This window comes from Daejeonella sp. JGW-45 (genome assembly GCF_029360805.1).
In the GTDB taxonomy this organism is placed as follows: domain Bacteria; phylum Bacteroidota; class Bacteroidia; order Sphingobacteriales; family Sphingobacteriaceae; genus Daejeonella.
In genome coordinates, this window is record NZ_JARKNC010000008.1 from 287,459 (window position 1) to 310,259 (window position 22,801).

Genomic DNA, 22,801 nt, shown 5'->3' on the forward strand with positions numbered 1-22,801 from the left:
ATGAACCATCATCTAATTAAAATGCTTTCATCTGATAATTTACAGCGAATGATAAGGACGACAGCACTGTCATTCGCATTCCTTCAACTTTTCATTTTAAGCTCATACGCCCAGAAAACGCTGCCATTGGCAGGTAAGGTAATAGTAATTGATCCCGGCCACGGCGGTTCTGCCGCAACCGACAGTTACCGGCAAGGCCCTACCGGCGAACGGGAGGAATGGATCGATTTGCGGGTAGGAATCCTCCTAAAAAGCTTGCTGGAAGAAAAAGGCGCTAAGGTGCTTCTCACCCGAAGTGAAGACGTGACCTTCCCGCTCGCCGCCCGTTCAAAAATGGCGGTCGATAACAAGGCTGATCTTTTTGTATCTATTCACCATAATGCAACGGCTGACCCAGCTGTAAACTTCCCTATCATCTATTACCACGGGCTTGCTTCCGAGAATGCAGCCAGCGTAGAGTTCAGCAGGCATCTGGCGAAAAACCTGGCTAAATACATGTACAAGAAGAAAACTCCGGTAAGCATTGTTTCTGATTTTACCATATTCTCGGCACAGGGCGCTTCTGTACTCAGAGGCTCGTATGGCATACCCGGTGTATTGGCAGAGGCCTCGTTCTTTACGAACCCCGCTGAGGAAAGCCGCCTGAAAGAAAAAGAGCATAACCTCAACGAGGCCATTGCCTATGCCCAAGCCATGGAAGCATTCCTTACGAAACCCGTTCCGCAGATCCTGCCTAAATCCCAGTCGAAATTTCCACCGCAATTTCAAACGCTCCAGGAAGCAGAACGCATGAGCCCCGTTGCACGTCGTTGGATGCAGGATTACCAGGAGGCTAAAGTCCTAATGAAAAACAAGGACGAAGCATCACTTCAAAGAGCTTACGACCTCTTCTCCCAATCCGCAAAATCGTTTCCGGATTCGCCAGTTGCACGAGACTGCCATAAAAACCGGGCTGCCTTGCTTCGTAAGCTTGGGAAAACAGAGCAGGCGATCCAGGAGGAAACGCGGGTACGGGAATTTTATCCTGTAAAACCTTAAATTATTTCCCTTAATGACAAGATCACTTCTGGCACTGGTGCTGATACTTCTATCAATCTGGACCACAAATGCCCAGTCAAATAAGAAAAGCGCCAAAGAGAAACAATTCAGGGTAGTTGGGTATTATTCCCTGAGATCTGCAATGAATGCTGATCTAAAGACCGTTCCGTTTGATAAATTAACGCATGTTAACCTATCATTCCTTAATCCCGACACCTCGGGCAATTTCACTCAGGACCTCTCCCCCCTGGTACCTTTTGTTAAAGCAGCCCATGCCCGGGGAGTGAAAGTCCTTCCTTCCATTGCCGGCGGTGGCCGACATGAGTATTACCATAAGCTCCTTCGGGATGATAGGCGCTCAAAATTCGTCAGTGATCTCGTAGATATAGCGGTCAGATATGATTTCGATGGGATCGATGTAGACATTGAGGGCAAAGACATCGACGAAAACTACGAAGCTTTTGTCATAGAACTAAAAAAGGCGCTCAAAGCGAAGAAAAAACTTACAACGTCAGCCATAGCCGTATTTTATAAAGATCAGCCCAGCGACCGCGCCTTGAAGCAGTACGACTTCGTCAACCTTATGAGTTACGATCATACCGGGCCCTGGACACCTTCTAAGCCGGGACCGCACTCCACTTACGATCATGCAGTCGCAGATCTAAATTACTTCAGGGTGGATAGGAAGATCCCTAAAAAGAAAATTGTACTGGGTGTAGGATTTTATGGCTACGGCTTTGGACCCGATTTAACATCCAAGCCCTCCAGCATGAATTATGGCCAAATTGTAAAGAACTTTCCGGGATCCGAAAATTCAGATCAGGTGACCATGCCTGGCGGACAGACTATGTACTATAATGGTATTGAAACCATGAAAAAGAAGGTTCAATTGGCAAAAGAGAAAGCTTCAGGAATAATGATCTGGCAAATACTGGGAGATGCGCCGGGTGATCAATCATTATTGAAATTGATCAATGAGGTCGGTTACGCCAGGTAGATTCGAGAAACGAGATGCGGGGTTTCCCGTTTCTCCCATCTCGCTTCTCGTATCTAATACCCCATCGTATTCACCAAAACCTTCGCCGGCCGGCTCAAATCAACTTTATACCCGTTCACAACTGCGTAGACCGGCTTTTCGTCCCGCGTGAGAAGAAACTGGGCGCTTTGTCCGACGCCTGCCGTCTGCACAGGGCTCTGGTTGCTGCTCGTCAGATTCAACAGCCTGCCCTTTATCGCTCCGGCAGGAGATTTACCGTCCGACCATTTAACAAAAAGATAACCCGCCTTCATAAGATCTAATTCCTGCTGCGGGTTTAGTCTATCCCATTCAGCTCTGGTCATGCTCTTAATTTTGCCGGGTGTGAACTTTAATCCTTCGGCGTCGATCTCATCGTATCCAAATATCAGTTCCTGGTCGCCCAGTTCGGCAATACGGCCGCTGTATGACATGCTTGCATTCTCCGGTCCCCGGATCTGAGAACGGTTGACACCTAAATGAGTTTTAAACTCTCTGCCTTCTTTAGTTATCAGTACGTTTTTTACAAAAACATCATAGAGGGCGTTTTCATTTTCAGGAATAGCCTCGTAATCCTTGATGTTTTCCTGTTCATAAGACTGCTTAGCGATCGATTCGAATGCGGTAAGTAAAGCCAGGAAATTGAGTTTGCGTATATACTGCTTCTCCGGGTCATGATAGTATCCTCCTGATTCGATCAGGATAGTAGAGATTCCCATACCCTGAAAGGTATCGCCAAAGCACCGCGGGTCAAAATCATCGTTATATTTTGCCACGTTACCCGGAGATTTGATTTGCAAAGCCTTATTCATGGAAAGAATGATCTGTGTAGCTCTTCTCCGAACATCATTCATATCCTTGGCGTAATTATATGCAGGTGCAAGGAATGAAATAGTAGCAGATTTACCGGAGCGGCCGGCAGAATAGAGATAATTCTGATCATGCAGGTTAAAACCGATCTGGGGCTTAAGCTTTTTAGCAAGCGACATTAGGGCATTACCCTCCGGTGTAACCAACATACGGGCATCCCGGTTGATGTCTATTTCAAGTTCATTCCGCCTTCTCCATGCCTGTGCGCCATCCGGGTTCAGCATCGGCACAAAATGGAGCTCAAGATTATCGAGTATAAGATTTCTCAGTTCGCTATTATCGTCATCAGAACTCAGGAAGTTAAATATATCGAATAAGGCCATGGTTGCCGTCGACTCATCACCATGCATCTGTGACCATAACATCACGGTTGTTTTACCACGTCCTGCCATTAAATGATTAATGCTCCTTCCCCGAACCGATTTGCCGATTTCTTCCTTAGTTAAAAACTTCGAAGCTACATGCTTCTCTATAAGCGGAAGCATTTCACTGTGCTTCATAAAACGGTTGACTATTGCCGGTTCCCTGTATTTATCATACTGTTCCCATGCTTTTTCCACCGCCACACTGTTTTTTGCAGCGCTCTGGCACATGGCGAAGTGTGTGGTAACAAATAACAAGTTGAATAATAACAGCAGTCTGATTTTCATGACGGGTCTAAGTGTTAAAGCAATTTTATCAGATAAAAATACAATTGTATCTTTAATTATATCAAATAATTATGAGCATCCTCTTATCTGCAATCCTATTCACCCTTTCGGCAATGATGTCAATAACAAGAAACCCTGGGCCTGACCCGGAACACCTTAAAGAACAAATACGAGCCGAATTCGCCAGACAAAAGGGGACCTTTGCGCTCGCATACAAGAATCTGCAAACCGGGGAAGAAATCCTTATTAACGAAAAGGTTAGCTTTCATGCCGCAAGTACCATGAAAACCCCGGTTTTGATCGAGGCATACAAACAGACTGCAATGGGAAAGTTTAAAATAAACGAGCCCATACTTGTAAAAAATGAATTCAAAAGCATCGTGGATGGAAGCCTCTATTCTTTGAATGAGAACGATGATAGCGACTCAGTGCTCTATTCCAAAATAGGGATGAAACTTCCTGTCTATGATCTGCTTTACCTGATGATCATTAAAAGCAGCAATCTCGCGACGAACATCATTATTGATTTGGTCGGTGCTCAAAATGTAAATAAGACGATGCGTGAAATGGGAGCAAACGACATCCAGGTGCTCAGGGGCGTTGAAGATAGCAAAGCTTTCCGTAAAGGAATGAATAACACCACCACGGCTTACGACCAGATGCTGATATTTAATGCGATGGCTCAAGGGAAAATCGTAGACAAAGAATCATCCCGGGCGATGGTCAACGTTCTGTTTGACCAGGCCTTCAACGACAAGATCCCCGCTCTTTTACCAAAAAATGTAAAAGTGGCTCATAAAACCGGTTGGATCACAGGGATAAACCATGATGCGGGGATCGTCTATCTTCCTGATGGCAGAAAGTACACACTGGTACTGCTATCGAAAGAAATAACCGATGACAAAGCGGCCATCGCGGCGATGGCAAATGTGAGCAAGATGATCTATGACTACTTCGTTGGGGATCAGAAGTAACGATCCTACTGCAGTACCCGGTCGATCTTCGTTAGCAAATATTCCTTTGGGTCACTGAAATACTCCCAGAAAAATATACCTCCCAGCTTGTTCCTTTTAATATACCTGGCTTTCTTCTGAATGGATTTTTCATCATCATAAGTTAAGAATATCTTTGTCTCCGGATTAAAAAGGTATGGTGCCTGCGCGGCCTTATCCCAATACCGCTTATAGCCTTTCTGATTCACAAATTCATCTTTCATTTTAGTGTACCCCCCGCCTTGACCAGCAACAGCTTTAGACCCGCTTACTGAAGCCTGAAGTAGTCCATTGTTCTCTGCAGTTACCGCCTCGCGGCTGCGACTATAAAATGCGGCCCCCAGTCCTATCTTGTGAGCCGGAACACCGGCTGCCATAAAATCCACAACAGACTGATGAGCGGAACTCCCTCCCACCTGGCCTTTTGCTGGATAAAGATTAGTATGGTGAGATACCGATCTGCCTCCGTAGTCATAAGTCATAATTAGTATGTAGTCTAGTATTTTACCGACTTTATCCATCTCTGTATTGTTCACAAACGACTTCGACCCGCCCACTGCAGCTGTCAACAGATACTTTTTGCCTGTTTCTGCTGATAATTTATCAAGCTCAGCGCGGATCTCCTCGAACATCAGGGTAAAGTTCTGTTTGTCCTCCGGCCGGTAAATATTCCCTTCCTCTCCACGCATGGCTGGGTATTCCCAATCTATGTCTACGCCATCCAGGTTGTATTGCCGTACTATATCTATACTACTTTTAGCAAACTTTTTTCTTGACGAAGGTGTCAGAACAGCATCTGAAAAATTTTCGCTCCATGCCCAGCCACCAATAGACGGAACGATCTTTAAATCGGGATTTATCTTCTTCAGTTCATTGAGTTTGCGAAAGTTGGTAGAATCTGTCTTAAGATTTGTTAGAAATGCCATACTGTCTTTCACATTCACAAATGCGTAGTTGATATGAGTAAGTTTCCCGGCATCAATCTCTTCGGTGTTAACGAGGCCCCGGTATCCCCCCACATAGCCGTTGACTATATATTTCTTTTTCTTTACCTGAGAAAAGCCGCCGCCTGACAAAAGAAGCAGCAATACGATAAGAAATGATTGAAGTAACTTTTTTACCATAATAAGATCCTTAAATGCTATAATTTAATGGCCTGTACCTAAGAACAGTATAAACTAATATACAAATTGTCCCATTTAATTCATGTCACAATATATTGACGTTGCTATCGGACACAGTTCAAAGGCATGAATAGCTTGCCTTTTAGATTATAATTCCTATTTTCATTCCTGATACATCCAATTATGAGCAAACATTTAAAATTTACCCCCGGAAACAGAATTACATTTACGATAGTTCTTTCCGCGGTCATGATCGCAGTCAGCAGTTTTATAACAATTCCGACCGGCACAAAAAGCATTCAGGCTACATTAAAGCTTATAATACTTGATCCGGGCCATGGCCATGCAACGTTTATGCAAGGCTCAATGAACCCGGCTATCGATCCCGAAGTGCATATTTATGCGCCTGCCGGACCGGATGTTCAACAATATATGAGCGCCATCGAACGAGCGAATAAACGGCCAAACAACCCTACTAACTGGAAGCTCGTTTTATATACCGGTGCCGATTACCTGGAGAAAATGCTGGCCGACAAAAAGGGAAACGCAGTACTCATATCAGGTAATAACAGCAAAAAATCGAATTATATTATGCGCTCCGTCGAAGCTGGTTTTCACGTTATCGCCGACAAGCCCATGGCTATCACGGATTTCAAGTCGCTAAAAAAGTCTTTCGAAATAACCGAACGTAACAAGGTAGTACTTTTTGACCCGATGGACCTCCGTTACGCGGTCAGTAATATTCTACAAAAAGAACTCTCCCAAATACCCGAATTGTTCGGCACACTGCAAAAAGGAACACAAGAAAACCCGGCCCTGATCCAGGCCAACCTGCATCATTACCTTAAGGGCCCGGCGGGGCAGACATCTGTACGGCCGGCATGGTTCTTCGATGTCGAGCAGCAGGGACATGGTATCGTTGACGTAAGCACTCACCTCGTAGACCTGAACCAATGGCTTGCATTCCCGGAAAAACCACTGAACTACCAAACTGATGTCAAGGTTCTCTCTTCCAGGGAATGGCCGTCGACGCTAAGTCCCTCAGAATTCCGACTGGTCACCAAAACAGAAAACTATCCGGATTATCTCAAAAAGTATGTGAAAGACAGTATCCTTTCGGTATATTCTAACGGCGAAATGAATTACACGCTAAAGGGCATCCACGCAAAGGTTACGGTGCTTTGGAACTACAAAGAGCCCCCGGGCAGCAGCGACACTCATTATTCCTTGATGCGAGGTACAAAAGCTAATTTGGAGATCCGGCAGGGCCGCGAGGAAAAGTATAAATCTACGTTATATATCCGCCCACACGCAGATAGTGATATTGCTTTATTTGAAAAGTCGCTGCTGGCCGCACAACATATTCTCCAGCAAAAGTACCCGGGAACAGAGTTCATACAAAGAAGTAAGGAGTGGGAAGTAAAGCCGGGTCAAATTCAAAGGACAAACTCGGCCGCAGTTGCCTTGTCGTATATCCAGGCCAAAAAAATGCCCGTGTGGGAAGCCCCGAATATGCTGGCGAAATATTATACCACTATAGAGGCCTTAAAGAAGGCTAAAAAAGAGCCCGGAATCAGGAATCAGTAGTAACAAGCAACCTGGCAGACCCTCAGCAGGGCCAGTCCAAAAATGTTGCCGCGGCCGGCTGACCCTGCCTGAACACCTTCCCGTGATCATCTTGATCAGGAACCGGTTGGTTTTCAGGCAGGGAGCCGCAGCGAATAACTAACTATATCATTGCTGTCGAGCCAGATATCAGACAATACAGAGGCAAATCAATTTTTAACGTAGGCCTTAACACTCTGCCTTGACACTCCCAGCCCGTCAATACCGAGTTCCATCACATCACCGTCTTTAAGGAAGACTGGAGGGTTTAAGCCCAGTCCAACGCCGGCAGGCGTACCTGTTGAAACAACATCTCCCGGTAGAAGAGTCATAAATTGGCTTAAATAAGAAATAAGGAATGGTATATTAAAAATAAGATCGTCGGTATTGCTATCCTGCAATATTTTACCGTTAAGCTTAAGCCACAACCTCAAATTGTGGGGATCTTTAATTTCATCGGCAGTTGCCATAAAAGGCCCCATAGGAGCAAACGTATCACACCCCTTGCCTTTATCCCAGGTACCCCCTCTTTCCAACTGGAACTCTCTCTCCGATACATCATTGTGTAAACAATAACCTGCAATATAATCCATCGCTTCTTCCTCAGAAACATGACTGGCCCTTTTACCGATCACAAAAGCGAGTTCAACTTCCCAATCGCTTTTTACTGAGTTCTTAGGAATGACTACATCATCGAAAGGCCCGATCAGGGACGTGGTAGACTTCATAAATAAGATCGGCTCGATTGGTGTAGCCGCCCCGGTTTCAGCAGCGTGTTTAGCATAATTAAGGCCGATACAAAGTATCTTGGACGGACGTGCAAATGGTGCGCCAAGCCGCTCACTGTCACTAATAGGTTGTAACTTGCCCTGGTTACCAGCCAGGTAAGCCTCCAGTCTTTTCAAGCCATCGCTTTCAAAGAACTGCTCATTGTAGTCCTCACCGAAAGATGAAGTATCGTACTTAACATCATCAATAATAACTCCTGTTTTTTCTTTGCCGGGATTACCCCATCGTATTAATTTCATAAACAATTAAATTTTTAGCGGTATGACCCGCCATTTTTGACCTGTTGTGCAGATCTGACTATAAATAAAAAGGCTTTCTGCCTGTTGTTTAAATTCTTGCTGTGCCCAGCCCTCTGGTCTCCCGTTACCTAAGATCAGGTATTCAGTTTGATAAACCCGCCATCAACCGGATAATCGCAGCCGGTTAAGAAACCCGCTTCATCCGAGCACAGGTATAAAGCCATTGAAGCCACTTCAGCAGGTTTTGCCATGCGGCCAATTGGCTGGCTTTTAGAAAGCTTCTCAAACATTTCATCCTCCCTGCCCGGATAATTTTTTGCAATAAACCCATCCACAAAAGGAGTGTGGACCCGGGCCGGTGAAATACTGTTACACCGGATATTATCAGCAAGGTAATCTTTAGCAACTGACAAGGTCATTGCATAAATCGCTCCTTTACTCATCGAATACGCAAACCTGTCTGACAGGCCAACAACTGCAGCAATTGATGCCAGGTTCAGTATTACCCCACCGCCATTTTGCTTCATCAGGGGAATGGCTGCAAACAGACAGTTATACGCGCCTTTGACATTCACATTATATACACGGTCAAAATCCTCCGCCGCGGTATTGTCTGCCTTTCCTACATGAGCTATCCCTGCGTTATTGACGAGGATGTCTATTTTACCGATCTCTTTAAATAGCGATACCACCTTAGCCTGATCGGCAACATCGCAAGCATGAACAGAAGCTTTGCCATTCGCCGATGATATCTCATTGGCCACCGACGCTCCCGATTCTGAGCTGAGTTCTAAAATGTGAACATGCGCACCCTGCGCCGCGAATAAGATCGACATGGCTTTTCCTATTCCGCTCCCCCCGCCTGTAATAATTGCTGATTTTCCTTTTAAGCTAAACATGTATTTGTATTTTGGTTCTTTAAATTTTGTATTCCTGTCCTATGGCCTCCGGAACCTTCCGCCATAAGCTGCTCTCCCTAGTACATGACCTTCCATTGCCTGCATCACAGCCTTTCGGGTTGCAAAAGCATCTCCAGCTGGTTTAACGTCCAGCTTGGTGTCGAGCGCGAACAGTTCAAACATGTAATGATGAAGCGGGCCATTAGCGGCAGCGCCCGGCCCCCGGTAAACCTGGCCGGTAACACTGATCTGGTAACTCCCGTCAGGCAGGGTTTCTCCCCTCGGAAGACCTTCGGGCAAGCCCTTTGAATCTCCGGGAATATTCCATACCAGCCAATGCACCTGATCGTCTGTTGTTTTATTGCGTACAAAATCCAGGTCGTGCATATGCAGTACAAAGCTTTGCGTGCCTGCCGGAACATCCGACCATTTCAGGGCCGGTGAAGTACCCTCCCCGGGCGCAGCTCCCGGGGCCGCCTGGCTGAATTTCACCGGAATGATAGCGCCATCCGCAAAAGCTGTGGTCGACAGCGACATTAAAGATGCAGGAGCGGGCGCTTGTGCCCTCGCTAACGATAAAGTCCCAAAAGAGAGGAGCACGATCAATATATTTTTCATCAATGTATAATAGTTTTCAAGGGTTGTGAAGCTTGCATAAGCTTATATTCATGATTACTTGCTAATACTTTCAATAATGGTAGCAAAATAGGTATAAGACAGGCGTTTTCCAATGTTTTCTATAAAAATTCCCTACATATCACACATAATAAAAATGAATGTCGCAATTCACCCTTCATAATGTCTTATTTACCCCCCGGTATCGGCTGCATTTCAGTTAAATTTGTATATAACAATTTTGGAAAACATGGAAGCAAAGACTAAAAGCAGCAGAATGGCTACTATCCCGGCCTTATACGATATGCAGACCACCTTTTTCATTAGCGCACTCGACGGGATCTCAGACAAGGACGCACATTCACGTCTCGGTACAAAAGCTAATCACATTGCCTGGCTGGCGGGGAGCCTGGTTCAGCAGAGATATGAACTTGCTAATGATCTGGCTGGAGAAAAAAAGTATAATCAGCAGGCAGGTGATTTGTTCAAAGATAATCAGGGGATTAAAGATGGTGTTGCTTATCCGTCGCTGGATCAGTTTCGAAAAGACTGGAATGAGATTAGCCCCATCCTCCGTGAATTACTGATCAATGCCGATGATGATCGGCTCGATAAAAACATCGACATGCCCGGAATGGAGTTCCCGCTTTTTGACATGATAACCTTTGTTTCGTACAGAGAAGCAAACTGCATTGGTCAGATCGCCTTATGGCGGAGGCTTCTTGGCTATGAAGCCATGAAATATATGTAACAATATCCGACCGTTTCATGATAGAAGTTTTTAAAACTAATGTAAAAGGACAGGACGAAGCGGCGTGGTTGGTAAACCTGATAAATAGTGTATTTGAAAGCTACATGGTCAATTTCGATCTTGAAGACTGCGACCGCATTATGAGGATTAAATGCGATGAAGCAGCGATAGATTCGGATAGCGTCATCGCCTTATTATCATACTCGGGCTTCACTGCAGAGATCCTGGAGGATAATCTTGCATAAGTATGAAGCCCTGAAATTCCACTTCAAGCGGGGTGTATTTCACGAACATTGGATACAAAGCATCGACTACCTGATGGTATGATGCTTGCGGCTAAATTTTCTCACTAAAACAAAACGCATATGGCAATTACACAAAAGATCACCAGCAATTTATGGTTTAACAGCAATGCTGAGGCTGCTGTAAACTTTTATATGAGCGTTTTTAAAAACGCTAAAATTGGTCGCAGGACATATTACACCGAAGAAGGCCAGGAATACCATAAAAAAGAGCCCGGCACCGTCATGACCATCGAGTTCTGGATTGAAGGCCAGGAATTTGTGGCGCTTAATGGCGGAACAGAATTCAAATTCAATGAAGCAATTTCATTTATTGTTAATTGTGATAACCAGGAGGAAGTTGATTACTATTGGGACAAATTATCTGCTGGCGGTGACCCTGGAGCCCAGGTATGCGGTTGGCTCAAGGATAAGTTCGGGGTATCATGGCAGGTAGTGCCAACTATCCTCACTGATCTCATTATGGATAAAGATGAGGAAAGAGCCCGAAGAGCTACCCGGGCGATGTTCCAGATGAAAAAGATTGACATTCAAGCTTTAAAGGATGCGGCTAACCGTAAAGAATGAGTCTTTACTTCAAATACTGGAATATTTTTCGGTATTAACTCTTAAATTCGCTTAAAATCACCAAAACCTAAAAGCATGAAAATTAAAAATCTATTGTTCCTGGCCGCATCCGGAATCTTGTTTTCGGCGTGTAACAACTCGTCTCAAAAAACAACGGGCGCATCTGATTCCACAACTGTATCGGATAGTTCAAAATATGAGCTTGTTCTGAAATGGGAAACCGACAGCCTGATGAAGGTACCGGAAGCCGTTTTAGTTGATAAAGCAAATAACGTTCTTTATGTAAGCAATATCGATGGACAGGATCCATGGGGCGCCGATGGCAAGGGCTCGATAGGAAAAGTGGGAATGGACGGAAAGATCATTGCTACTGATTGGGTAAGCGGACTGGATGCGCCCAAGGGCCTTGGCATGTATAATGGGAAATTATATGCTGCGGATCTGACAAACCTCGTTATCATAGACATTGCGTCGGGTAAGATCGAAAAGAAAGTTCCTTTCGCAGGCGCCACTGGCTTAAATGATATAGCAGTAGATAGCAAAGGTGTTGTGTATGTATCTGACTCGCCGGGGAAAAAGGTATTTCGTTTTGAGAACGGAAAATCTGAGGTTTTCCTCGACAAACTTAACGGTCCTAATGGCTTATACATTAACGGGGATGATATATTTGTGCTTGATAACCAGGCAATGCATAAAGTAAATGCCGATAAATCGCTAACCCAGATCGTGGATGGTCTTGACGGGAACGCCGACGGGCTTGAAAATGTATCAGGCGATGATTACCTTATTTCATGCTGGGAAGGATTGATTTGGTACATCAATGCAGACGGCAGCAAAGAGAAACTCCTCGATACTAAAGCCCAGAAAAAGAATACCGCAGATATTGGATTCGACAAAGATTCTAAAACTGTTTACGTACCGACATTCTTTAAGAATACTATAGTAGCTTACGAAGTCAAATAAAGCTTATTTCAAGCAGCAATAATTCAGATTCCGGCTTTCGCCGGAATCTTTTTTTTTCAAAATGGTCTTGTCATCCGGCCAAGTCAGGAACATAAATAACTATCTTTACTTACCCGCCTCTGCCGGAAAACCAATATTTTATTATTTTGTTAAAGTTTTGTTAATTAAACTTTCCTAAATCCGGCAAAACCGGGAAATACACCCGCCAATATTAACTCAATATTAAAATTAAAAGTTTTTTTCCTTTTCTAATATTTTGTTTATAGTTTCGTTTTATTATTTATTAGGCACAATCGAAACATTTAATAATAAAATAGTTAGTGTTTTACTGACACCTGAAATAAAACGAAATAAATATCTTATTTAATTACCCTAAATGATCCTATTATGAACAAAAGATTTACTGAACGTTTCGGTAAGCTAAGGCGAAGCTCAGATTTGTCAAACATTTTGAAGAATCTACTGGCCGACCTGGTATTGAAGATCCCGGGAAAGTTTGCAATCCGGGTGGCTATGCTGCTGTTCGCCCTTTCTGTTTTCACCGGAGACGCTCTGATGGCCCAGCAAAACATCAGCGTGAAGGGTACAATTGCCGATAATACCGATGCTGAAACCCTGATCGGGGTAAGCATTACAGATGCACAGCGGAGGAGCCTCGGCACAACAGACCTGAATGGTAATTTCAGTATAACCATCCCATCCGGCACCACGGTGAGCTTCAGTATGATAGGGTATACAACACTTACCCGGGTATTTAGTACAAGCGAAAATAACATCTCGATCCGTCTTACCCGTTCAGACAATGCACTGAGCGAGGTGGTGGTTACGGCCCTGGGTATAAAAAGGGAGCAGAAAGCGCTTGGATTTGCAACTCAAACGCTGAAAGAAAACGCCCTTAACGATGCCCGTTCAAACAACTGGGTTGGAGCCCTGTCAGGAAAAGTTGCCGGCCTTAACGTGGTTTCGCCTGGATCCGGGCCATTAAACTCAACCAAGATCATACTACGCGGAGAAACATCCATGAACTCTGATAACAATGGCGCTCTGATCGTTCTTGATGGCGTGCCTGTTGGCGGAGGATTAACTTCTTCCGGCGTGAGCAGTGCTTACGGTGCAGGATCAGGAAATGATGTACCTGTGGATTTCGGAAACGGAATTTCGGACATTAACCCTGACGATATCGAAAGCGTTACGGTTCTGAAAGGTGCCAGCGCAGCCGCTCTTTACGGAAGCCGTGCAGCTAACGGCGCACTTATCATCACCACGAAATCGGGCACCAAACGAAATAAGGGCATTGGCATTTCACTTAATACAAACTATAGCCTGAACGATGTTTTAAGATGGCCTGATTACCAGCACGAATACGGGCAGGGAACCGGTACCACCATCAGACCGGCCAGTAGTTTGTATTATTCATATGGCGCTTCCGCTGATGGTGCAAGCACCTCCGGCACGAGTAGCGCATTCGGCCCCAAGTTCAATGGCCAGTCTTTTTTTCAATATGACCCTGTACTGGGTGGACAATCAGCAACCCGTCTTCCCTGGGTGCCGCATACAGATAACGTAACCGGTTTTTGGCGCACCGGGTCGACAATAACCAACAGCCTTTCTTTTGATGGCGGAAATGACGTGGCAACAGCACGTGCTTCAATTACCCATTCTAAAAATGAGTGGATCATGCCAAACACGGGCTATGAGCGACTCACAGCTGCCTTAAGCCTTAACTACAAACTTTCGTCTAAACTGAGGCTTGCCACGAAGGTCAATTTCACCAACAAGAAAAGTGATAACCTTCCTGCCACGGGTTATAACAACCAGTCGATCTCCTATTTCATGATATTCCAGAATCCAAACGTTGATCTGGATTGGTACCGGCCGATATGGAAACCTGGCCAGTTCCAGGTTGACCAGATCCACCCTTTCAGTAGCTTCATTGACAATCCTTTCCTTATTGCCCATGAAATGACGAACGCAGTCAATAATTATAAAACCATTGGTAACATCCAGGCCACTTATGATGTCACCGACAAGTTCAGCATCATGCTCCGCTCTGGTATGGATATGACCAATGAAGACCGCGATCAACGCCGTCCGTTTAGCACGGCCAATTTTGGCCGCGGCTACCTCAGACAGCAGAACATCTTCAATTTTGAGGTAAATACTGATGCCTTAATGACTTATAAAACCGGGCTTTCCAGGGATTTCGATTTCAGCGTTTCTGCAGGCGCCAACGCCCTGAACCGCCGCTATACCGGCGTTAACGGCTCGGTAGACGGCCTTATTATTCCGGGTGTATACAAACTAAGCAACGGAATAAGCAGTCCGATGATGAGCACAAATTACCTGAATAAAAAGGTTCACAGTGTCTATGGTTTTGCTTCCCTTGCCTGGAAAGACAGGATCTTCCTCGATATAACAGGACGTAACGACTGGTCGAGCACACTGCCCGTACAGAACAACTCGTTCTTCTACCCTTCGGTAAGTTCCAGCTTTATTCTGAACGAGATGTTTACGCTTCCGGCAGCATTTACTTATGCAAAGCTTCGTTTATCTGCTGCACAAGTTGGAAATGATACAGATCCATATAAAACAAGTAAGTATTATGGCATCAGTGAATTCCCGGGCTCGGCATCGGTACCTACAACATTACATAATGCAACCTTCAAACCTGAGATAACCACCAGCTATGAGGCAGGCCTGGAATACAACCTGTTTAATTCAAGATTTACAATGGATGTTACCCTTTACAGTAACGTAACAGAGAACCAGATCCTGGACGTACCGCTCGATCCCACTACCGGCTATTCGAGAGCGGTATTAAATGCTGGTAAGGTTAGAAATAAAGGTATTGAGGTTTTACTGGGCGGTAAGCCGGTCAGCAACCAGAACTTCCAGTGGACTACCACTGTTAACTGGTCTACTAATAATAACGAGGTACTTGAATTAGCAGAAGGCCTGTCGGATAAACAGGATATCGGCTATGGCGGAAACGCAACTATCCAGGCCCGCGTCGGAGGAACAACCGGCGATATATACGGTTTTGGCTTCGTGCGATCACCGGAAGGAAAGATCGTTTATACAGCGGCAGGCCTGCCTGCACGTCCGGCTGAGATTCAGTATATTGGGAAAGCCTACGCAGACTGGAGAGGTGGTTTAACCAACGAATTCCAGTATAAGAACTACCGGTTCAGCTTCCAGTTCGACGGACAGTACGGCGGCAGGATCTATTCTCAAACTCATCACAAAATGATGGAGCAGGGTAAACTTAAGAAAAGCCTTCCGGGTCGTGAAGACGGATTTATTATAGGCGACGGCGTGGTAGCCGGAGCTGGTGGTACGTTTACACCAAACACCACAAAAGTAGCTCCAGCTACTTACTATGGTGATTACTACAGGCGCGCAAATGTCGAGTCTAACTCGTTCGATGCATCGTTCATCAAGTTGCGTGAAGTACGCTTAGAGTATGCCCTGCCAATAAAATTTACCCGGAAGTTAAAACTCAACAATGCATCAATTGCGTTTTACGGACGTGACCTGGCGTTGATCTCCGATTTCCCGGTATTCGATCCTGAGGTTGCAGCCTTAAACGGCTCTACAATTTTGCCGGGAGTGGAAATCGGTCAGTTGCCATCCATGCGTACGTTCGGCATGAACCTAACCGTTAAGTTTTAATTACAGAAAGATTAACCGCAGCTGATACTGCTAATTCCAATAAAATGAAACGTTTCAAAAATATATTTACAGTCCTGGTAATTTCTTCCCTGATCATGGGCTGTACCAAGGATTTTGAAGAGATCAATACAGATCCTAACAAAATTGAGAAAATAAGCCCCGGTACCCTTTTAAATCCGATCATTTACGAAGTAACTGCCTTTAATACGGAACGGGCTGACGCCTTCACGTTCGATATTATGCAGGTTCAGATTCCTTTCCCGAGCGTGGCAGGCGGGATCCACCGGTACGACGTATCTGAATCGGCCGGAAATTCTACCTGGAACACCTACTACCGCTGGCTAAACAATGTGAAAGAAATGCGTGCCGCAGCCGTTACCGCACAGGACCCAAACTACGAAGCGATCGCTCTTACCCTAAACGCGTGGATCTACTCGAACCTGACCGACTCGTTTGGCGACGTGCCAATGTCGGAAGCGGTAAAAGGTGACGAAGGACTTTACACACCTGTGTTTGACACCCAGCAGCAGATCTACACTACACTCCTCGCTGATCTTGAAAGGGCTAATACCCTTTATGTCACAAACCGGGCGATGATCTATGGAACCGACATTCTCTATGGCAATAATGTAAGCCTGTGGAAAAAATTTACTAACTCACTAAGGATGCGCCTGCTGTTACGCGTTTCCAAAAGAACGGAGCTTGATTCCTATACGAAACTTGCAGCTATTATTAATAACCCAACGGTTAACCCGGTTTTTACAAGTAACGCCGATGCAGCCATCCTTAAAATTACGGGGCTTGCACCAAACGTTTCACCATGGGGACGCGCTATCGACTTTACAACATTCAGAGCATCGGCAGCCTTCCATATTGATAACCTGAACGATTTCAATGATCCAAGGCTTGCGAAATGGAACACTATGGCACGTAACGCCGGGGGGACAGCTACTATTGGATACAAAGGTATCCCTAGTGCATACTCAGGCCCGGAGTCGCAGTTTACATACCTTCCTTCCAACGCTAATGTCGCCCTGGCAACTGCGCCGATGGTCGGTGTGATCATGAGCTATGCAGAGGTTGAATTGATCAAGGCTGAACTTGCTCAGAAAGGAAGGATCGCAGGCAGTGCACAAACATTCTATCAAAATGGAGTAAAAGCCGCCATCGAACAATGGGGAGCAGTTATGCCTGCTAATTATTTCACTAACCCTAAGGCTGCTTATGATGGCACTTTAGAGCGGATCATGCTGCAGAAGTATTACGCCCTTTATTTTAATGATTACCAGCAGTGGTTTGAGTACCGTCGTACAGGCCTTCCGGTATTACCAAAAGGTGCCGGCCTCATGAACAACGGAATGATGCCTGTCAGGTTCAAATACCCGACAACAGTTGTAACTAACAACAATGCCAATTATAAAAAGGCAGTTGCAAGCATGGGCGGCGATGATATAAACACTAAAGTATGGTGGGAGAAATAAGGCTATTATAACAATTTACATTAACAAAGGATACTCCTCGGGGGTATCCTTTGTTATGTTCAGCATATTTCAACGCAAGAAGAACGATGTTGCATTTGACTGTTGCAGGACATCAGAGCTGGGAGAATGTTAAGGGGAGAGAAATATCTGCAGGAATAAACAACTTCGGTATTTTTTCCTTTAATGACGACCCATTGTTCACAGGTTGCAAAAAGGAAACCCCTTATTTATAAGAAAAGATAAGACAGAACCCGAAGGTGCCCGCTCGGATGAACACCGTTCGGACGGGGTCATATGTTTGTAGAAAACCCGTTTGAACCAATTTCCCTACAAACCATATTCATTTGCTATAAACATACGACCCTTTCGGGTCGGGTAGCAAATACTTTCCCCGGAACCTAAACTAACTCTGGAATTCTAATTCAAGACATTATAAAGCAACGCTGCCAAACTCCCCCCTATTATCGGCCCAACTACAGGGATCCACGCATATGACCATTCACTCGACCCTTTTTCAGAAACAGGAAGAATAGCATGCATGATCCGGGGGCCAAGATCACGTACTGGGTTAATAGCATATCCGGTGGTACCGCCTAAAGACAATCCGATAGCCCACACCAGGAACATAACCGGTATTGCTCCTATTGATCCTAAACCAACAGGAGTTTTTGTATCGCTGATCTCGGCACTTGTAATGTAAAAGATAACGAAAAGCAGTACAAAGGAACCTATAATTTCGCTGAAGAGATTTGCTGTAGTGTTTTTAATAGCCGGCCCGGTGCTGAACGCAGCGAGTTTCAGGCCTTTATCTTCTGTGGCTCTAAAATGATCGATGTACTTTAGCCACACTACTGATGCGCCGACCATTGCTCCCAGCAATTGAGCTAATACATATTCAGGCACAAGGCCCCACTCAAATTTGCCTGCAATAGCCAGTGCAATGGTCACGGCAGGATTCAGGTGCGCCCCGCTATATGGGCCGGCAATTACCACACCGACGAAAACAGCGAGCGCCCAGGCTGTTGTTATCACTATCCAGCCCCCGCCATTGCCCTTAGTTTTATTTAAAACCACGTTGGCTACTACTCCGTTGCCAAGTAAGATCAGTATTGCTGTACTTAAGAATTCTGCTAAAAATGGTGTCATAATGTTTTAGATGTGTGATTTGAGATATGAGACATGAGAGAAATTAAATTCACAAACTAACATTCGCTTTTGCAGCTTTGATCGCACGGTTCCAGCCATTGATCAGTTCATCGTAATTTTCAAGGTTTACTGGCTCAAAATTCTTTTCTACCTGCCATTGTTGTGCAATCTCATCAACGTTTGCCCAGAACCCGGTAGCTAAACCCGCAAGATATGCGGAGCCCAGCGCCGTTACTTCCGTAATCTTCGGCCTGATAACCCGGCTTTTCAGGATATCGGCCTGGAACTGCATTAAAAGATTATTTGCAGTAGCACCGCCGTCTACACGCAACTCACTTATCGGCGTGCCCGCATCTGCTTCCATTGACTTCAGAACATCCATCGTCTGGTAGGCGATACTCTCCAATGCGGCCCGCGCAAAATGGCCGGAGTTTGTCCCCCTTGTTATTCCAGTGATCGTACCCCTTGCATGCTGATCCCAATGCGGTGCCCCAAGCCCGGCAAAGGCAGGAACCATATAAACCCCGCCGGTATCTTTAACCTTTGCGGCAAGATCTTCCACTTCTCCTGACGTCTTGATCAGGCCAAGCTCGTCCCTAAGCCATTGCACCACCGCTCCGCCGATAAAAATGCTCCCCTCAAGCGCATAGTTAACTTTTCCATTAATCTGCCAGGCGATGGTCGTAAGAAGATTATTAGTTGAGATCGTTGGCTTCGAACCGATATTCATCAGCATAAAACAACCCGTGCCGTAGGTGTTCTTCACCATTCCAACCTCAGTGCACATCTGTCCGAATAAAGCTGCCTGCTGATCTCCGGCGATTCCCGCAATGGGAATCTTTGCGGCAAGGATGTTTCCTGCAGTTTCGCAGTACACTTCGCTTGATGATTTAACTTCCGGAAGCATTGAATAGGGAATGCCGAAAAGATCAAGGAGGTTCTGGTCCCATTTCAGCGCATTGATATCGTAGATCATGGTGCGCGAAGCATTCGTCACGTCAGTAACATGGGTTGTACCGCCTGAGAGTTTCCAGATAAGCCAGCTGTCGATAGTTCCCATAAGCAGCTTCCCTTCATTTGCTTTCTGCCTGGCGCCATCCACATTCTCGAGTATCCATCTCACCTTGGTAGCTGAAAAATACGAATCAATGATCAAACCGGTTTTACTCCGGATCATATCACCATGCTCAGACCGCACAGAATCACAATAACCTGATGTACGTCTGTCCTGCCAAACTATAGCATTGTACACAGGCTGACCGGTTTCCTTATCCCACACAACTGTGGTTTCCCGCTGATTGGTGATACCTATAGCATGAATATCACGGGCGCCGATACCCGCTTTTACAATGGCTTCTGCGGCTACGGCAAGCTGGCTCGACCATATCTCCATAGGATCATGTTCAACCCATCCGGGCTGCGGGTATATCTGCTCAAACTCCTTCTGCGCGATTGCCGCAATATTTCCCTTTTTGTCAAAAATTATCGCCCGGGAGCTGGTAGTACCCTGATCGAGCGCCAAAATATAATCTGCCATAAATACTATTTAGTCGTTAAAATTTCTTCAGCCTCTGCAGACGGCTCTAATATATATTGTTCTGCAAGCAGTTTAAACTCCTGTACCTGCTCCATGATCCACCCTATGGTCCTCCCTGTTTCAGCAGCCATTAATTCAGCTACTTCCCTGCTCATTTCAATCGCAGCCCGGGCGTCTACAAACAATACTCTTAGCCGTCTAGCCAATACATCCTCCACTGTATAAGCCATTTCATTTCGCACCGCCCAGATCACCTCTGCTTTAATATGCGGGAATCCGGAATGTAATTTAGCATTCAATTCCGGATTTTCTTTCACCAATTCCGCAATATACTTCCTGTCTGTTCCATAAACAGCCAGGGGGCCTGGCGTGCTGACCGGGTCAGATGAATGTATCTTTAGATCCTTTGTCTGACATTTCCTGTATTCAAGGTTTGCAGTGCGAATAACCTGGTCTACAGTTTCTTCAGACATCTTCCTGTAAGTGGTCCACTTGCCTCCGGTAATGGTAACAAGTCCTGATTCAGACACAATAAGCTTATGATCGCGCGATATTTCCTTCGTACTATTTGTATCATTTTTGTCGGGCGCAGCAAGCGGGCGAAGCCCTGCAAATACGCTCAGGACGTCTTTCCGGTTTACTTCACGCCGGAAATACTGCGTAGCGGTATTCAGTATAAAATCGATCTCCTCATTCAAAGCCTGAGGCTCCAGGCTATTCGATTCAATAGGAGTGTCGGTGGTACCTACCAATAACCTTGAATGCCATGGCACGGCGAACAGCACGCGCTTATCAGAAGTTTCGGGGATCATTAATGCAGATTCGCTTTGAAGGAAGGACCTATCCAGCACGACATGAACGCCCTGGCTGGGACGAACCAGCTTTTCAGCTTCCGGCAAATTCATCTGCAGGATCTCGTCTACAAATACACCGGTGGCATTCACTACTGCTTTTGAATGAATTTTAAAGGATTTACCGGCTAGTTCGTCAAACGCCTCAACACCTGACACCCTGCCGGCCGCATCTTTCAGAAGACCATTCACTTTAACGTAGTTAAGTACGTGCCCGCCCTGTTCCATACAGGTCTGAGCAATATTTATAGCCAGCCTGGCATCATCAAATTTACCGTCAAAATAGCTGATCCCTCCTACCAGACCCGTGTCGTCAAGTCCTGGCATCCTGGAACAAACCTCTTTCCGGGTTAAAAAACGTGACCTTCCAAAACTGTATTTCCCAGAAAGCCAATCATACATTTTAAGGCCCGCCAGGTACTTCACGACCGAGAACCAGCTGAAGCATGGTATAATAAACTCTTCTCTGGATACAAGATGCGGAGCATTTACCTGAAGACGCCCGCGCTCCCTTAAGGCCTGGTAAACCAGGGAAACATCGCCCTGCGCGAGGTACCTGACGCCCCCATGTACAAGTTTCGTACTCCGGCTGGATGTCCCTTTTGCAAAATCGGCCTGCTCTAATAAAAGGGTTTTAAACCCTCGCGATGCTGAATCAAGGGCCGTTCCCAGTCCAGTCGCTCCTCCCCCAACTACGATTAGGTCCCATTCGTCCCCGGATTCAAGAATATTACGCTCCTGCTTAAAATATTGCATAAAAATAATAAATCGAAATAATACGCAATTATAATAAACATTTCGAAAGCTTTATGCCATTATTTTAAAAAAAAAGAGCTGTTCCGAATATGGGCCGCGCCGGCAATTTTCAATTAAATTTGTTTATTTTGCATTAACCTAAATACCCGCAACGAATGAGCAGTTTAGCAGAAAGGCATCAGTACATCCTGAAAAAACTACAGAAGGAGCAGTATATTAATGTTGTCGATCTTTGTAATGAACTAAAAGTTTCATCAGTAACCATTCGAAAGGATTTAAAACTTTTAGAAGACAAAAATCTGCTTTTCAAGATCCATGGAGGCGCTACGTTAAGCAATCCGTATACTGTAGACCGGCCGGTAAATGAGAAAGAAAAGCTTCAATCGAATGAGAAAACAAGTATTGGCCAGGCTGCGGCCGACCTTGTAAAGGAGAACGATTCAATAATCATAGCATCAGGAACGTCTGTCCTGGCATTTGCACGCTGCCTGCCGGCTAACATCAGCCTGACTGTTATTACTTCAGCGCTCAATGTTTCTATGGAACTGTCGCGCCATCCAAACATCGAGGTCATACAGCTCGGGGGTATGATGAGGAAGAGCTCCACTTCGGTCATGGGAGCATATTCTGAAAATATCCTGAAAGACTTTTTTTGCAACAAGCTGTTCCTGGGTGTCGACGGTATCGACCTTGAGTTCGGGCTCACAACTACCAATATGATGGAAGCCAGTCTCAATCGCCAGATGATCGGCGTGTCGCAAAAGACCATTGTACTGACAGATTCTACTAAATTTGGTAAGCGGGGTTTTGGCAAGATCTGCAATATTGACGAAATAGATCATATTATAACTGACAGGGGCATCTCAGATCATACCGTTAGGCAGCTTGAGACCCTTGGTGTACAGGTTACTATCGTCTGAGTCCTAATTATTTTACATT

The 22,801-nt window shown here is 45.4% G+C and carries 19 protein-coding genes; 11 read left to right on the top strand and 8 right to left on the bottom strand.

The annotated features are described in order from the left end of the window. Together P2W76_RS10795 and P2W76_RS10800 are read left to right on the top strand one after the other, a co-directional pair. Positions 1-1,038: an N-acetylmuramoyl-L-alanine amidase gene (locus tag P2W76_RS10795; protein ID WP_276347840.1), complete on the top strand. Its 1,038-nt coding sequence runs from the start codon at positions 1-3 to the stop codon at positions 1,036-1,038. 13 nt (positions 1,039-1,051) lie between these two features. Beyond that, positions 1,052-2,035, top strand: coding sequence for a glycosyl hydrolase family 18 protein (locus P2W76_RS10800; protein ID WP_276347841.1), 984 nt, complete (start codon positions 1,052-1,054; stop codon positions 2,033-2,035). Between the two features lie 53 nt (positions 2,036-2,088). On the opposite strand, the gene P2W76_RS10805 is transcribed toward P2W76_RS10800, so the two are convergent. Then, positions 2,089-3,573 carry a M14 family zinc carboxypeptidase gene (locus tag P2W76_RS10805; protein WP_276347842.1) on the bottom strand — a complete coding sequence of 495 codons (1,485 nt, stop codon included), beginning with the start codon at positions 3,571-3,573 and terminating at the stop codon, positions 2,089-2,091. Between the two features lie 71 nt (positions 3,574-3,644). Here P2W76_RS10805 and P2W76_RS10810 point away from each other — a divergent pair, with 71 nt between their 5' ends. Then, positions 3,645-4,547 carry a serine hydrolase gene (locus tag P2W76_RS10810; RefSeq protein ID WP_276347843.1) on the top strand — a complete coding sequence of 301 codons (903 nt, stop codon included), beginning with the start codon at positions 3,645-3,647 and terminating at the stop codon, positions 4,545-4,547. 5 nt (positions 4,548-4,552) lie between these two features. Here P2W76_RS10810 and P2W76_RS10815 read toward each other — a convergent pair whose 3' ends face one another. Beyond that, positions 4,553-5,689, bottom strand: a complete 1,137-nt coding sequence (locus P2W76_RS10815) for a glycoside hydrolase family 18 protein (RefSeq protein ID WP_276347844.1) — start codon at positions 5,687-5,689, stop codon at positions 4,553-4,555. Positions 5,690-5,872: 183 nt separating this feature from the next. On the opposite strand from P2W76_RS10815, the gene P2W76_RS10820 reads away from it, so the two are divergent. After that, entirely contained in the window at positions 5,873-7,276 is a 1,404-nt protein-coding gene (locus tag P2W76_RS10820) for a putative oxidoreductase C-terminal domain-containing protein (RefSeq protein WP_276347845.1), read from the top strand. Positions 7,277-7,464: 188 nt separating this feature from the next. Here P2W76_RS10820 and P2W76_RS10825 read toward each other — a convergent pair whose 3' ends face one another. From P2W76_RS10825 to P2W76_RS10835, 3 genes are all read right to left on the bottom strand, one after another. Next, entirely contained in the window at positions 7,465-8,322 is an 858-nt protein-coding gene (locus tag P2W76_RS10825) for a fumarylacetoacetate hydrolase family protein (RefSeq protein ID WP_276347846.1), read from the bottom strand. A gap of 134 nt (positions 8,323-8,456) precedes the next feature. Continuing rightward, on the bottom strand, positions 8,457-9,221 hold the full coding sequence (locus P2W76_RS10830) for an SDR family oxidoreductase (protein ID WP_276347847.1): 765 nt from the start codon (positions 9,219-9,221) through the stop codon (positions 8,457-8,459). Positions 9,222-9,260: 39 nt separating this feature from the next. Continuing rightward, positions 9,261-9,839 carry a YbhB/YbcL family Raf kinase inhibitor-like protein gene (locus tag P2W76_RS10835; RefSeq protein WP_276347848.1) on the bottom strand — a complete coding sequence of 193 codons (579 nt, stop codon included), beginning with the start codon at positions 9,837-9,839 and terminating at the stop codon, positions 9,261-9,263. Positions 9,840-10,086: 247 nt separating this feature from the next. Here P2W76_RS10835 and P2W76_RS10840 point away from each other — a divergent pair, with 247 nt between their 5' ends. The 6 genes from P2W76_RS10840 to P2W76_RS10865 all read left to right on the top strand — a co-directional run bounded on the left by P2W76_RS10840 (position 10,087) and on the right by P2W76_RS10865 (position 17,572). Next, positions 10,087-10,587 (top strand): DinB family protein, encoded by a 501-nt coding sequence (locus P2W76_RS10840; RefSeq protein WP_276347849.1) that lies wholly within the window; start codon positions 10,087-10,089, stop codon positions 10,585-10,587. A 17-nt stretch (positions 10,588-10,604) separates the two neighbouring features. Further along, complete coding sequence (locus tag P2W76_RS10845; RefSeq protein ID WP_276347850.1) at positions 10,605-10,832, top strand: hypothetical protein; 228 nt, start codon at positions 10,605-10,607, stop codon at positions 10,830-10,832. A 120-nt stretch (positions 10,833-10,952) separates the two neighbouring features. Beyond that, positions 10,953-11,456, top strand: coding sequence for a VOC family protein (locus P2W76_RS10850; protein WP_276347851.1), 504 nt, complete (start codon positions 10,953-10,955; stop codon positions 11,454-11,456). 75 nt (positions 11,457-11,531) lie between these two features. Next, a complete protein-coding gene (locus P2W76_RS10855) occupies positions 11,532-12,419 on the top strand; it encodes an SMP-30/gluconolactonase/LRE family protein (protein WP_276347852.1) in 888 nt (295 codons plus the stop codon). Between the two features lie 387 nt (positions 12,420-12,806). Then, complete coding sequence (locus tag P2W76_RS10860; RefSeq protein ID WP_276347853.1) at positions 12,807-16,091, top strand: SusC/RagA family TonB-linked outer membrane protein; 3,285 nt, start codon at positions 12,807-12,809, stop codon at positions 16,089-16,091. 44 nt (positions 16,092-16,135) lie between these two features. Continuing rightward, positions 16,136-17,572, top strand: coding sequence for a SusD/RagB family nutrient-binding outer membrane lipoprotein (locus P2W76_RS10865; protein ID WP_276347854.1), 1,437 nt, complete (start codon positions 16,136-16,138; stop codon positions 17,570-17,572). Positions 17,573-17,989: 417 nt separating this feature from the next. Here the strand turns inward: P2W76_RS10865 and P2W76_RS10870 are convergent, their stop codons facing one another. The 3 genes from P2W76_RS10870 to P2W76_RS10880 are packed head-to-tail and all read right to left on the bottom strand — an operon-like array spanning position 17,990 to position 21,862. Next, entirely contained in the window at positions 17,990-18,718 is a 729-nt protein-coding gene (locus P2W76_RS10870; protein ID WP_276347855.1) for an MIP/aquaporin family protein, read from the bottom strand. Between the two features lie 49 nt (positions 18,719-18,767). Further along, entirely contained in the window at positions 18,768-20,255 is a 1,488-nt protein-coding gene (glpK, locus tag P2W76_RS10875) for a glycerol kinase GlpK (RefSeq protein WP_276347856.1), read from the bottom strand. Between the two features lie 5 nt (positions 20,256-20,260). Beyond that, complete coding sequence (locus tag P2W76_RS10880) at positions 20,261-21,862, bottom strand: glycerol-3-phosphate dehydrogenase/oxidase (protein ID WP_276347857.1); 1,602 nt, start codon at positions 21,860-21,862, stop codon at positions 20,261-20,263. Between the two features lie 155 nt (positions 21,863-22,017). Here P2W76_RS10880 and P2W76_RS10885 point away from each other — a divergent pair, with 155 nt between their 5' ends. Beyond that, positions 22,018-22,782, top strand: coding sequence for a DeoR/GlpR family DNA-binding transcription regulator (locus tag P2W76_RS10885; protein WP_276347858.1), 765 nt, complete (start codon positions 22,018-22,020; stop codon positions 22,780-22,782). Positions 22,783-22,801 lie beyond the last annotated feature (19 nt).